Origin of the sequence: Nocardia yamanashiensis NBRC 100130 (assembly GCF_001613325.1) — a bacterium.
Lineage (GTDB): Bacteria > Actinomycetota > Actinomycetes > Mycobacteriales > Mycobacteriaceae > Nocardia > Nocardia yamanashiensis.
Genome location: NZ_BDCD01000021.1, coordinates 128769 through 142081, shown reverse-complemented (window position 1 = coordinate 142081; position 13313 = coordinate 128769). Strand labels below are relative to the sequence as shown.

13 protein-coding genes are annotated in these 13313 nt (G+C 67.1%); 4 read left to right on the top strand and 9 right to left on the bottom strand.

Annotated features, from left to right (window positions below; translation table 11 throughout):
• Positions 1–9 precede the first annotated feature (9 nt).
• Together NY1_RS24980 and NY1_RS24975 are read right to left on the bottom strand one after the other, a co-directional pair.
• Positions 10–435, bottom strand: a complete 426-nt coding sequence (locus NY1_RS24980; protein ID WP_067718088.1) for a PIN domain-containing protein — start codon at positions 433–435, stop codon at positions 10–12.
• Positions 432–656, bottom strand: a complete 225-nt coding sequence (locus NY1_RS24975) for a type II toxin-antitoxin system VapB family antitoxin (protein WP_067718086.1) — start codon at positions 654–656, stop codon at positions 432–434. The genes NY1_RS24980 and NY1_RS24975 overlap by 4 nt, the downstream gene beginning before the upstream one ends.
• Before the next feature lie 117 nt (positions 657–773).
• Between NY1_RS24975 and NY1_RS24970 the strand changes: the two genes are divergently transcribed.
• The gene (locus tag NY1_RS24970) at positions 774–1403 is read left to right on the top strand and encodes a helix-turn-helix domain-containing protein (RefSeq protein WP_067718084.1); all 630 of its coding nucleotides are present in this window, start codon (positions 774–776) and stop codon (positions 1401–1403) included.
• On the opposite strand, the gene NY1_RS24965 is transcribed toward NY1_RS24970, so the two are convergent.
• The 6 genes from NY1_RS24965 to NY1_RS24940 all read right to left on the bottom strand — a co-directional run bounded on the left by NY1_RS24965 (position 1388) and on the right by NY1_RS24940 (position 8200).
• A complete protein-coding gene (locus NY1_RS24965; RefSeq protein ID WP_067718081.1) occupies positions 1388–2650 on the bottom strand; it encodes an allantoate amidohydrolase in 1263 nt (420 codons plus the stop codon). The two genes, NY1_RS24970 and NY1_RS24965, sit on opposite strands and share 16 nt — an antisense overlap.
• On the bottom strand, positions 2647–3966 hold the full coding sequence (locus tag NY1_RS24960) for an FMN-binding glutamate synthase family protein (RefSeq protein ID WP_067718079.1): 1320 nt from the start codon (positions 3964–3966) through the stop codon (positions 2647–2649). Before NY1_RS24960 ends, NY1_RS24965 begins: the two co-directional genes overlap by 4 nt.
• A gap of 2 nt (positions 3967–3968) precedes the next feature.
• Complete coding sequence (locus NY1_RS24955; protein WP_067718076.1) at positions 3969–4658, bottom strand: GltB/FmdC/FwdC-like GXGXG domain-containing protein; 690 nt, start codon at positions 4656–4658, stop codon at positions 3969–3971.
• Positions 4643–5566, bottom strand: coding sequence for a class II glutamine amidotransferase (locus NY1_RS24950; protein WP_067718073.1), 924 nt, complete (start codon positions 5564–5566; stop codon positions 4643–4645). Before NY1_RS24950 ends, NY1_RS24955 begins: the two co-directional genes overlap by 16 nt.
• A 74-nt stretch (positions 5567–5640) precedes the next feature.
• A complete protein-coding gene (gene glnT, locus NY1_RS24945; RefSeq protein ID WP_067718070.1) occupies positions 5641–6981 on the bottom strand; it encodes a type III glutamate--ammonia ligase in 1341 nt (446 codons plus the stop codon).
• Positions 6982–7012: 31 nt separating this feature from the next.
• Positions 7013–8200, bottom strand: coding sequence for an NAD(P)/FAD-dependent oxidoreductase (locus tag NY1_RS24940; protein WP_067718067.1), 1188 nt, complete (start codon positions 8198–8200; stop codon positions 7013–7015).
• 273 nt (positions 8201–8473) lie between these two features.
• On the opposite strand from NY1_RS24940, the gene NY1_RS24935 reads away from it, so the two are divergent.
• A complete protein-coding gene (locus NY1_RS24935) occupies positions 8474–9823 on the top strand; it encodes an ammonium transporter (RefSeq protein WP_067718064.1) in 1350 nt (449 codons plus the stop codon).
• A gap of 188 nt (positions 9824–10011) precedes the next feature.
• Here the strand turns inward: NY1_RS24935 and NY1_RS24930 are convergent, their stop codons facing one another.
• Complete coding sequence (locus NY1_RS24930) at positions 10012–10761, bottom strand: lysophospholipid acyltransferase family protein (RefSeq protein ID WP_067718063.1); 750 nt, start codon at positions 10759–10761, stop codon at positions 10012–10014.
• A gap of 108 nt (positions 10762–10869) precedes the next feature.
• Between NY1_RS24930 and NY1_RS24925 the strand changes: the two genes are divergently transcribed.
• A complete protein-coding gene (locus NY1_RS24925; RefSeq protein ID WP_157762468.1) occupies positions 10870–11712 on the top strand; it encodes a hypothetical protein in 843 nt (280 codons plus the stop codon).
• Between the two features lie 44 nt (positions 11713–11756).
• A complete protein-coding gene (locus NY1_RS24920) occupies positions 11757–13298 on the top strand; it encodes a Rieske 2Fe-2S domain-containing protein (RefSeq protein ID WP_067718057.1) in 1542 nt (513 codons plus the stop codon).
• Positions 13299–13313 lie beyond the last annotated feature (15 nt).

The following is a 13313-nucleotide window of genomic DNA, read 5'->3' as shown; positions in this document are numbered from 1 at the left end:
GGCGACGACTCAGCTCGACAGTTCCGGACCATCGAACACATTGCGTTCACGCAGTTCGGTGGCCAGTCCCGCCGCGGTCACGAAGTCCTTGTCGTCGTGAACCACGACGAGTCCGTGATAGGCGGCCGTGGCGCAGATCTGCAGATCGACGGCTGAGAATGCCTGATGGCTGCCATTTTCGGCGGCACGCCATTGAAATCCGGCAATCCAGGTGCCGGCGGACTTCGGTACGGCGACCTCGTTGTAGAGGTCCTCGTACATCCGGCAGTACTCGGAGTACTCCTTCAGATTTCTTGCCGAGCGCAGGAATTCGATGCGCTGTGGATAGCAGTGATGCAGTTCGCCGTCGAGTGCCGGAGCACGCCACTGTTCGAATGCGGTGCGGTCTCGGAGAATCCGCCACAGAGCTGAGGAATCGAGCAGGTAGCCGATCACGGTTGCGGGGGCTCCTTTTCGGCTCGGTGTGCGGCTTCCGCGCCTTCCAGATCCCATGCCTGAGCGAGCTCGAAGTAGCGATCGTAGGCAGTTGCGCGGGACAGGCGCTGGTTGTATTCCCGCAGGGCGGCGGCGACGGCCGCGGTCTTGGTGCGGTGCCCGCCGAGCCGCTTGGCGGTTTCGAGTTCCTCGTCGTCGATCTCGATGTGCGTTAGGGACATGCCGCCTCCTTGTACATAAATCTGCTCGGTCTCTCGAAAAAATTGTACATGGATCCGAGTTCAGGATCACGGGTTGCCGATGTCCACTGTGAGGAAACGCGCCGATAGGATCGGGGGATGAGTGCTGGGGCCGAGGATCGGGAAGTGCCGGCGGATACGCCTACCGGGGTGGATCTGGAGCGGGTGATCGGGCGGCAGGTGCGGGCGCTGCGGGTGGCCAGTGGGTTGTCGGTGGGGGATATGGCGGCCAAGGTGGGGATTTCGAAGGCGATGCTTTCGAAGATCGAGAATGCGCAGACTTCTTGCAGTCTTTCCACTTTGGCGCGGCTGGCCGCGGGGTTGGATGTGCCGGTGACCTCGTTGTTCCGGGGGGCGGATACGAAGGGGGAGGCGGTTTTCACGCGGGCGGGGCACGGGTCGGCGATCGTGGGGCGGGGGTCTCGGGTCGGGCATCATTACGAGTTGCTGGGGGCTTTGCGGGGGCAGCACAAGCGGCTGGAGCCGGTGCTGGTGACGTTGACGGAGGCCAGTGAGACGTTTCCGCTGTTCCAGCATGCGGGGACGGAATTGCTGTACATGCTGGAGGGGGTGATGGTCTATGGGCACGGGGACGCGGAATACACGCTGCGGACGGGGGATTCGCTGTTGCTGGACGGGGAGAAGCCGCACGGGCCGCACGAATTGGTGCGGTTGCCGATCAGGTTCCTGGCCATCACGGCATATCCGGACAACTATGTGGAGGATTGAGTCACCCAGGCGGTCATGACATCGGCCAGGGCGGCCGCGCCGCGGTGACAGTCGATGGATTCGGCGTGTTCGGCGGGGGAATGCGAGACGCCGGTGGGGTTGCGGACGAAAAGCATGGCGGTGGGGACGATTTCGGAGAGGATGCCCGCGTCGTGACCGGCGGCGGTGGGGATGACGGGGAGCTCGCCCAGGTGGGATAGGGCTCGGGCCAATCGATTTCGGGGACCGTCGGGGAATTCGACTATGGGGGTGATGGATTCGGGGGTGACCGTCAAGGCCGTGCCCTCGGCGCGGGTGTGGTCGTGTGCGAGGGCGGTGATGCGGGCTACCAGTGCTTCCAGGGTGGGCTGATCGGCGGCGCGGGCGTCGAGCCAGGCCCGGACCCGGGAGGGGATGGCATTGGTGCCGTTGGGGGAGACCAGGACCTTGCCGAAGGTCGCGACCGCTTGCAAGGCGGCGGCTTCGGTACGGGCGGTGTGGACGGCGGCGGCGAAGGCCAGCATGGGGTCGCGGCGGTCGACGAGCCGGGTGGCGCCGGCGTGGTTCGCCTCGCCGGTGAAATCGAATTCCCAGCGGCCGTGCGGCCAGATGGACGAGGCCAGCGCCAGCGGATGATCGACCAGGTCGAGCGCTCGGCCCTGCTCGATGTGCAGTTCCACGAAGACGCCGACGCGATCGGCCAGGGCGGGGTCCGGGCCGAGCTGTGCGGGGTTGCGGCCCGCCCGGGTCAGCGCCTCCGCGAGGGTGATGCCGTCGATATCGCGCAGCCCCAGGGCGCGACCGGGATCGAGCACACCGGTACTCAGCTGCGAGCCGATGCAGGCTACGCCGAAGCGCGCGCCCTCCTCGTCCGAAAAGGCCACTACGGCAATGGGTACCGCCGGTTCGACACCCCGGACACGCAGCAGGTCCACGGCCGTGAACGCGGACACGATCCCCAGCGGGCCGTCGAACGCGCCGCCGTCCGGAACCGAATCCAGGTGCGATCCGGTGACGAACGCGCCTTTCGGATCACCCACCCAGCCGCGCGGGAGCCACCACGCCCACAGGTTCCCGTTCCGGTCCTCCTCCACCTCCATGGAGCGGGCCGCCGCACAGCCCCGGAACCATTCGCGCAGTGTGAGATCCGGGTCGGACCAGGCATAGCGGCGATAACCACCGGTGCCCGCCCGGCCGACATCCAGGATCTCCGTCCACAGCGGATCGAATGCCTTTGCCGCACCGCCGATATCGAGCACGTCGCTCATGCGACCGCTCCCGGAATCCAGCTGGTCCCGGCCAACGGCACCCGTGCCATGGCGGCCGCCTCCACGGTCAGCGCCACCAGATCCTCCGGTTCGAGATTGCGCAGATGCGATTTCCCGCAGGCCCGGGCCAGCGTCTGCGCTTCCATGGTGAGCACCCGCAGGTAGTTGGCCAGCCGCCGCCCGCCCTCGACCGGGTCCAAAGTGGCCGCCAGCTCCGGATTCTGGGTGGTGATGCCCGCCGGATCGCGTCCGTCCTGGAAGTCGTCGTAGAACCCGGCCGCCGAACCCAGGGCTTCGTACTGTGCGGCGAAACGCGGACTGTTGTCGCCCAGGGCGATGAGCGCCGCCGTGCCGATGGCCACCGCGTCCGCGCCCAGCGCCATCGCCTTGGCCACGTCCGCGCCGGTCCGGATACCGCCGGACACGATGAGCTGCACTTTGCGATGCATCCCCAGCTCCTGCAGCGCCCGCACCGCCTGTGGAATAGCGGCCAGCGTCGGAATACCCACGTGTTCGATGAAAACGTCCTGGGTGGCGGCGGTTCCGCCCTGCATGCCGTCCACCACCACGACATCGGCTCCGGCCTTCACCGCGAGTTTGACGTCGTAATAGGTCCGGGTAGCACCGATCTTGATGTAGATCGGCTTCTCCCACTGCGTGATCTCCCGCAATTCCAGGATCTTGATGGCCAGATCGTCCGGCCCGGTCCAGTCCGGATGCCGGCAGGCGCTGCGCTGATCGATGCCCTGCGGCAGGGTGCGCATGGCCGCCACCCGATCACTGATCTTCTGCCCCAGCAACATGCCGCCGCCGCCCGGCTTGGCCCCCTGCCCGAGCACGATCTCGATGGCATCCGCCTTGCGCAGATCGTCCGGATTCATGCCGTAACGTGACGGAAGATACTGGTACACAAGATACTTCGACTGCCCGCGCTCCTCGGGCGTCATGCCGCCGTCGCCGGTGGTGGTCGAGGTGCCGACGGCGCTCGCGCCCCGGCCCAGCGCCTCCTTGGCCTGCCCGGACAGCGCACCGAAGCTCATGCCGGCGATGGTCACCGGAATATCCAGGTGCAGTGGGTGTTTCGCGAACCGGTCGCCCAGCACCACATCGGTGTCGCAACGTTCCCGATAGCCCTCCAGGGGATAGCGGGACATGCTCGCGCCGAGGAACAGCAGGTCGTCGAAGTGCGGGAGGGGACGTTTCGCGCCCCAGCCGCGAATATCGTAGATGCCGGTGTCGGCGGCGCGCTGGATCTCGGCGATGGCCCGGCGGTCGAAGGTGGCCGATTCGCGTAGGGCGGGGTCGATCTGGGTCATGGTCAGTACGCTCCGGCATGGTCGACGTGGAAGTGATACAGCTTGCGCGCCGATCCGTACCGGGTGAAATCGGCGGGATCGGCGTCGAATCCGGCTGCTGACAACAGTTCTCGCAATTCCGCGAGATGCTCGGCGCGCATCGGTTTGCGCACGCAGTCCGCGCCCAGCGAGGCCACCGTGCCGCGCACGTAGATGCGCGCCTCGTACAGCGAATCCCCCAGCGCCTCACCGGCATTGCCGAGCACCACCAGGCGGCCGGCCTGCCCCATGAAGGCGCTCATATGCCCGATATCGCCGCCCACCACGATATCGACGCCCTTCATCGAAATCCCGCACCGCGCACCGGCATTGCCGTCGATGACCAGCAGGCCGCCGTGCGCGGTCGCGCCCGCGGACTGGGAGGCGTCCCCGTGCACCCGGACGGTGCCGGACATCATGTTCTCGGCCACGCCGACGCCCGCGCTGCCGTTGACGGTGACGTTCGCGTGCTGGTTCATGCCCGCGCAGTAGTAGCCGACATGCCCGTCGATGGTCACCTCGAGCTCGCGGTCCAGCCCGCAGGCCAGGGCGTGCGCACCGCGCGGATTCGTCAGGGTGACGGGGCCGGGCGCGGTCAGGAGCGCGGAATTGACCGCGCGCGTGCCGGATTCGGCCACATCCAGGATGGTGCGTTCGCTCACGATCGCCGCCATACGTACACCTCTTCCGGTTCGGGTTCGAAGATCCGGGCCTGTTCGATACCCGGCAGATCCGCCAGCGCGCGGTATTCGGAGGCCATGGCCACCCAGCGTTCGGTCTCGGCGATGATCGCGGGTTTGCAGGCGATGGCATCGCGGACAACGGCGAAGGAATCGCTGGTGGAGACGAGCAGGGTGTAGAAGCCGTCGAACACGTCGTTGAGCAGCAGCAGGGATTTCTCCAGGTCCGCGCCCTGCGCCAGCTGGCGGGCGACGAAGCGGGCGCCCACCTCGGTGTCGTTGGCGCTGTCGAATTCGACTCCGGCGCGCTCCAATTCGTGCTTGATGCTCATGTGATTGCTGAACGAGCCGTTGTGCACCAGGCATTGGCCCGGGCCGACGGAGAACGGGTGCGAGCCCTCGGCGGTCACGGCGGATTCGGTGGCCATCCGGGTGTGCGCCACACCCTGCCAGCCTTGGGCCTGGGGAAGGCCGAAGCCGTGAGCCAGGTCCGTCGGATTGCCGATGCCCTTGAGCACGGTGAGGGTTTCGCCGAAGCCGATCACCCGCACGCCCGGGACCAGGGCACGGATCGATTCCGCGAGCGCGTACGCCTGACCGTCGGCGCAGCTGCCGGCCTCGGCGGGGCCGTTGACCAGCATGGTGGGCGCGAATTCACGTGCGGTGATGGGCACGCCCAGCCCGGCCGTCAGCTTCTCCGCGAGTTCGCCCGCCGGCAACGGACTGTCCAGGAGCGTGACCGTGACGGTTCCCGGCGGCGACCACACCGGATCGCCGTATACCGCCATTCCGGCGGAATCCGGTCCCCGGTCACACATTTGATCCAGCATCCCGGTGAGCAGTTCACCCAGCCGGGGATACAGCGCGGGATCGCGCAGGTGCAGGCCGACTATGCCGCACATATTGTCCTCCGATACCTGTGGGTTTCAGGGGTTTCAGGGGCGAAGCCCCGGAGAGCCCCGAGAGTTGGAAACGATCAGAAAGCCGTCAGATAGTGCTCGATCTCCCAGGCGGAGACCGTGTTGTGCCAGGCGAAGAACTCCTCGCGCTTGCGGGCGGCGAAGTACTCGGCCACGCCCGGACCGGCGATATCGAGCGCACCGGTGAGGATCGGATCGGATTCCAGCGCGTCCATGGCGTGCACCAGCGTCATCGGCAGCATGTCGCCGCGCTGCTCGCCGGGCGCACCCGGATCGAGCGCACGATCGATGCCGTCCAGCCCCGCCGCGACCGACGCCGCAATCGCCAGATAGGGATTCGCCGAACCGTCCGCGCCGCGCAATTCCACCCGGTGCTGATCCGGCACCCGCAGGTAGTGCGTGCGGTCGTTCCCGCCGTAGGTGGCATAGCGCGGCGACCAGGTGGCACCGCTGGCAGTGCTGGTCGCGCCGATTCGCTTGTACGAGTTGACCGTCGGCGCGATCACCCCTTGGAGCGCGCAGGCATGCTCGAGCAGCCCGGCGAGGAATCCGTACGCCGTCGGCGACAATCCCAGCCCGCGCGGATCGGCCGCATCCGGGAACAATGCCCGGTCCCCGTCCCACAGCGACAGGTGCATGTGCATGCCCGACCCGGTCCGGTCGGTGAACGGCTTGGGCATGAAAGTGGCCTTCATCCCGCGCTTCTCGGCGATCACCGACAGCAGATAGCGCGCCGTGATCACCCGATCCGCGGTCACCATGGCGTCGGCGTAGTCGAAGTTCTGCTCGAACTGCCCGTTGCCGTCCTCGTGGTCGCTGGCGTAATTTCCCCAGCCCAGCGAGTTCATCGCCGTCGACACCTCGGCCAGATGGTCGTACATGCGGGTCACGTCGCGGGCGTCGTAACACGGTTGCAGGCTGACGTCGGCGGTATCGGCGGGCGTCAGGCCCCCGGCCGCCTTGTCCACCAGGAAGTATTCGATCTCCGCCCCGACGTTCACGGTGTAGCCGCGTTCGGCGGCGCGGGCCAGGGTGCGCTGCAGGATCACCCGCGGCGCGAACGGCCACGGCTCGCCTTCCACGTGCGGCGTGCAATGCACCATGGCCAGACCGGGTTTCACGAACGGGATCGGGGTGAAGGTCTCGGGATCGGGGATCGCGATCAGGTCCGGATCGCGCGGCTGCTGCCCGATCATCCCGGCCGCGTATCCGGCGAAACCGACGCCGTCGGCGGCCAGCTGCTCGACCGCCTGCACCGGAACCAGCTTGGCGCAGGGTTTTCCGGACAGGGTGGTGAAGACCGCCAGGATGAAGGTGGTGTCGGTGAGCCGGGCCTGTTCGGCCAGGCTGCGATGGGTTGCGATGGGGGTGACGGTGGCGGCGGTGTCTATGGCCATGTCGGCTCCTGGAGCAGGGATCGGATAGCGGTCAGCGCATTTCGCCCGCGCCCCGATAGGGGTGGGGGCTGAGCAGGGGTTTTCCTTCGGCGAAGCGTTCGTAGCGGAAGTCGGCGGGATCCACGTCCGGCAGTTCGGTGCGGCCGTGCAGCAGCAGGTCGGCGACCAGGCGGCCGACCGCGGGCGAGATCTTGAAGCCGTGGCCGGAGAAGCCGGTGGCCAGGAACAGGCCGGGCACGGGGGCGGGGCCGATGATCGGGTTGTAGTCGGGGGTGACGTCGTAGGCGCCGACATAGCTGCCGGTGACGCGCGGATCGGGCATATGCGGCAGGCGGTGCCCGAGTTTGGCGATGACCTTGTCGACGGCGTGTGCGTCGGCGCGGTTCACGAAATCGTCGGGGTCGAGGTATTCGGGGGCGGCGTGATCGCTGTTGCCCGCCAGCACTTCGCCGTTCGGTTCGCGGCACAGGTATTGCAGGCTCGCCAGATCCGACAGCACCGGGACCGGGCCGAGCGGTTCGCCCTGATCGATCAGGATCAGCTGCGCGCGTTGGGCTTTCACCTCCACCTCGACGCCGGCGGTGGCGGCCAGCTCCGGGGTCCACGGTCCGGCGGCCAGCACCACCGTGCCCGCGTGCACTTCCGTCCCGTCGGCCAGCTGTGCGCCGATGACCCGACCGGCATCGGTCAGCAGCTTCACCACCTTCGCCTGCTGCCGGATGCGCACGCCGCGCTGCCGGGCGGCGGCCGCGAAACCCATTCCGGTCAAATAGGCTTCGCCGCGCCCGCCGCGCGGTTCGTAGGCCATTCCGGCGAAGTCGTCGGTGCGCAGTCCGGGCCAGAGTTCGGCCATCTCGCCGGGGCCGATGAAATCCACCTCGATGCCCAGCGCGCGCTGCATGACCACGTTCGCGCGCAGCGGTTCCAGATTGTCCGCGCCCACGCCGACCACATAGCCGCACTGGCTGAATCCCAGGTCGTCGCCGAGGATTTCGCGGGCGTTCTCGAAGAACGGCACCGACCACCACGACATGGCGGCCAGCGACGGCGCGCCGTAGTGGCAGCGGACCACGCCGCTGGAATTGCCGGTCATGCCCGAGCACAGGGTGGCGCGTTCCAGCACCAGGATGTCGGTGGCGCCGCGCTCGGCCAGGGACCAGGCGATGGCCAGTCCCTCCAGGCCGCCCCCGATGATCAGGAACTCGGCGGTATCGGTCATGCGTGTCCTCGGTTTCCGATCTGTCTGCTGTGGTGAATCGCTGTTGATTGATAGGAAACCAAGGATTCGTGTCGGCGGCATTACGCGGGCATCACGCGACCGTGTCCAAGTCCGCACCGCGATGGCCTCGCCACGCCCGAGTCCAGGCGTTCGGGTTTACCCACCTTTCACAGCGGCGTACCCCGGCGCAATACGCGGGGTGGTTCACTGCGACGCAACGGTGATTCCTACGAAGGAACGCCGTTTGAATGGAATCTCTAAGTCAGGTGAACTATGGAGCAAGCAGTAGCCGCGGCCGATACCGCATGGATGCTCGCCGCCTTCGCCGCCGTGTCGATCATGGTGGCGGGGCTGGCGCTGTTCTACGGCGGCATGGTCAGCGTCAAGAACACACTCAATATGGCCATGATGGTCTTCGGAGCACTGGCCGTGGTGGGCGTGCTGTGGATCGTCGTCGGCTACTCGGCGTCCTTCGGCGATTCCCTCGGGGGCGCCGGATTATTGGGTGATCCGACCGAATACTTCGGATCGTCCAAATTGCTCGACGCACCGACCACGCCGGGCTTGCCGCCGGCCATCTTCTCGGCCTTCCAGCTGCTCTTCGCCGCCATCACGGTCGCGCTCATCGCGGGCGCGGTCGCCGATCGCATGAAGTTCGGCTCCTGGATGATCTTCGCCGGGGTGTGGGCGCTGCTGGTGTACTTCCCGGTCGCGCACTGGGTCTTCGCGTTCGACAGCAAGGACGGTTCGGTCCACGGCGGGTGGATCGCCAACAAGCTCAAGGCCATCGACTTCGCGGGCGGCACCGCCGTGCACATCAATGCCGGCGTCGCGGGCCTGGCGCTGGCGCTCATTCTCGGCAAGCGCAAGTCCTTCCCGAATCCGCCGCGGCCGCACAACCTTCCGCTCACCATGCTGGGCGCGGGCATCCTGTTCTTCGGCTGGTTCGGGTTCAACGGCGGTTCCGCGCTGTCGGCCGGCAATTCGGCGTCGGTGGTCGTGCTGAACACCATCGCGGCCTCCTGCGCCGGTATGTGCGGGTGGCTCGCGGTGGAGAAAGCCAAAGCGGGACACGCGACTTCGCTGGGCGCGGCGTCCGGTCTGATCGCGGCGCTGGTCGGCATCACCCCGGCCTGTGGGGCGGTCACCCCGATCGGCGCGCTGATCGTGGGCGGGCTCTGCGGTGCGGTGTGCTGCCTGGCGGTCTCGCTGAAATACCGCTTCGGGTTCGACGATTCGCTCGACGTGGTGGGCATTCACCTGGTGGGCGGCATCCTCGGTACCGTGCTGATCGGCTTCCTGGCCTCGGGCGCCGCGCCGAACGCGGTGTCGGGCCTGTTCTACGGCGGCGGCGTGGATCAGCTGTGGCGGCAGAGCGTGGCCGCGCTGGCGGTGCTGGTCTACACCTTCGTGATGACCATGATCATCGCCAAGGTGATGCAGCTGTTCGGCGGCATCCGCGCCGACGAGGATCACGAGGACACCGGGCTCGACCTGGCCGTGCACGGCGAGACCGCGTACGTGCTGGACCACAGCGAAATGCCCGCCGCCAAGCCGGAACCGGAAGACGCGGTGGCGGCGGCCGAAGCCATCACCACCCAGGCGGCGGTCGGCGTCGAATAACAGTGGCCCGCACCATCGTTCGGGTTGGTCCTCCTCATCGGCCCGAACGATCGGTGTGCAGGTCTGGGAGGGGTGTGATCAGCACGGGAATGCCGGACCGTGCCGGTCCGCCCCTTCCAGGTCACCGTTGTGACGAACCGGGGCTCGGGGGTCATACCCCCGGGCCCCCTTTTACTTGCGCGAAGCGGTCATTCGGGACGCTGGGCGCGGCGCGCGGCCTTCTCGGCCGCTTCCGCCTGATCGAGCGCGTTCGCCTCTTCGAGAGTCGGTGCACTGCCGCCCAATCGCGCGGGGACCCAGTACGCGCCCTGCTCGTGCTCGTAGTCCTTTTGCAGGTCGAGCAGCATTTCCTGCATGGTGCGGTGCAGCTCTTCGGTCAGCGCCGAGGACGGTTCGTACGGCTGGATCGGCTTGCCGACGGCGATCGAGATGGGAGTGTTGGTGCGGCCCAGTCGCTTCGGGAAGCCCTTGGTCCAGACCCGCTGCGCGCCCCAGATGGTCATCGGAATGATCGGCACCCCGGCCTCGATCGCCATCCGCGCCGCGCCCGACTTGAATTCCTTCAATTCGAAACTGCGGCTGATGGTGGCCTCCGGGTAGACGCCCACCAATTCGCCGGCGCGGAGCCGGTTCACGGCCTCGTGGTAGGAGTCGGCGCCCGCGGCGCGATCGACCGGAATATGCTTGAGCGCCCGCATGATCGGGCCGCCCACCGGATTGTCGAAGACCTCCTTCTTCGCCATGAACCGGATATAGCGCTTCGTCGTACGCGCGGGCAGGCCCGCGTACGTGAAGTCCATATAGCCGGTGTGATTGATGGCGATGACCGCGCCACCGGTCGCCGGAATGTTTTCGTCGCCCTTGACGGTGAACTTCAGGCCCTGCAGCGCGAAGACGGTGCGAGCCAGCCCGATGACGGGGAAGTAGACGGGTTCCACAAGTCCGCTAGCCTAGTCGCTGCTTCACCGCAGGCCAGTGACCCAGGCAACACCCGCACCCGGCTGTGAGTCCGACCGGCCATCAGGACACGAAAGAGGTTCGTACGAGTGGAGAATGCCCGGACTGCACGGCTCGGCCGCAGGCGCGGCGGATGGTTGGGCGGGGTGGCGGCGGTGGCCTGCCTGCTGGCGGGATGTGATGCGGCGGTCGGGGTGCCGGGCGAGGGATATGACAGCGCGCGGGCCGAGGCCGGCGCGAGCGCTACCGGCGGTCCGGCCCAGCCGCGGTACGGGGTGGCCATGTCGGAGGTGCGGGACAGCCCGGGGGCGGTGCGGGCCATCGCCGGGTTCGCCGTGCTGGTGCGGACGCAGAGCATCGCCGAATTGACCGAGCGCTGCTGGAACATGGCGCCCAAGAACGTGCGCGATATGTACGGCGATGCGCAGGCCATCATCGATGCGCTGGGCGTGCAGGGTGTAGCCGAGGATTCGACGGTGCGCTGGTACGGGGAGAAGGTCACCGTGGTCCTGCCGGATCGGGCCATCGCCACCGGGCAGACCGTGTGCCCCTATGTGTACAAGGCGGGCGCGCCGATCGCGGTGAACGATGCCGACGCGCGGCACACGGTGCGGCGCTTCCTGGCCCGGTCGATCGGGAAACCGCTGTCGCCGGAGGATCAGGAGAGCGCGTATCCGCTGGTGTGCGCCGCGGCACCCGGCTGGAATCCGAATCGGACCGGCGCGTCGGGCCTGCCGCCGCTGGCGGGCAATCCGGGGCGCACGACGGGGGTGGCGGCGTTCGTGGACGGCGCCATCGAATCCGAATGGCCGCGTGGGAAATACATCACCGTGACCGTTCCGGTCACCATCACCGCGGGAATTACGAAAAAACAGACATACACCCTCGAGTCGGGCGCCGAGGGTTACTGCATCGGCGACCTGTCGGGGTAGCCAGTAGTCTTGGTGGCTGGTAACGGTCAGGGAGGAAGAAGCTCGTGCAGATCACCAGCGTCGGACACGCCGGTTTCCACATCCGAACCGCGGCCGGGACGATCCTCTGCGATCCATGGGTCAACCCCGCGTATTTCGCCTCGTGGGTTCCCTTTCCGGACAATACCCAGCTCGACTGGGACGACTTGGGCAACTGCGATTTCCTCTACGTATCGCATCTGCACCGCGACCACTTCGATGCCGAGCATCTGAAGCGGCACGTCAACAAGGACGCGACGGTGCTGCTGCCGGACTATCCGGTGCCGGACCTCAAGCGCGAGCTGGAAGCGCTCGGGTTCCACAAGTTCTTCGAGACCGAGGACTCGGTCAAGCACACCGTGACCGGGCCGGGCGGCGACCTGGACGTCATGATCATCGCCCTGCGCGCGCCCGCGGACGGGCCGATCGGCGACTCCGGGCTGGTGGTCTCCGACGGGGAGACCGTGTGCTTCAACATGAACGACGCGCGGCCGGTCGACATGGATGTGCTGCACGACGCATTCGGGCACGTCGACATTCACCTGCTGCAGTACTCCGGGGCCATCTGGTACCCGATGGTGTACGACATCCCGGCCAAGACCAAGGCCAATTTCGGCAAGCAGAAGCGCCAGCGCGGCATGGACCGCTGTCGCTCCTATATCGAGCAGGTCGGGGCCACCTGGGTGGTGCCGTCCGCCGGGCCGCCGGTCTTCCTCGACGACGAGCTGCGCTACCTGAACGACGATCACGGGGACGAGGGCAATATCTTCCCCGACCAGATCGTGTTCCTGGAGCAGATGAGCATCCACGGCAATGACGGCGGACTGCTCATGATTCCGGGCTCGACGGTGGATCTGACCGGCAAGACGCTGAATTCGCTGTCGCATCCGGTGGTGCCGGACACCATCTACGGCGACAAGGCCGCTTATATCGAGGCCATGGCGCAGCGGTTCGCGCCGATCATCGCCGCCGAGAAGGCGACCTGGGCGAACGAGGACGACGGGCCGCTGCTGGGCCGGCTCAAGGACCTCTTCGAGCCGATCATGGCGCAGAGCGATCTCATCTGCGACGGCATCGGGTATCCGGTCGGGCTCGTCATGGGCGCGGAGACCGTGGTGCTGGACTTCCCCAAGCGGGTGGTGCGCGAGCCCATCGAGGGAGAAGGCAAGTACCGCTACGGGTTCCGGATCGATCCGGTGCTGGTGCGGACGGTGCTGCGCGACAACGAACCCGACTGGGTGAACACCATTTTCCTGTCCACCCGATTCACCACCTGGCGGATCGGCGGCTACAACGAATTCCTCTACACCTTCTTCAAATGCCTGACCGATGAGCGCATCGCGTACGCCGACGGCTGGTTCTCCGAAGCGCACGACGATTCCGCGTCCACCGAACTGGCGGGCTGGGAAGTACAGCGCCGCTGCCCGCACCTGAAGGCGGATCTGTCGAAATTCGGCGTGGTGGAAGGCAATACCCTCACCTGCAATCTGCACGGCTGGCAGTGGGATCTGGAATCGGGGCGTTGCAAGACGTCCAAGGGCCACGAACTGCGCTCGCGCAAGCTCTGATCACGCGACTCCGGC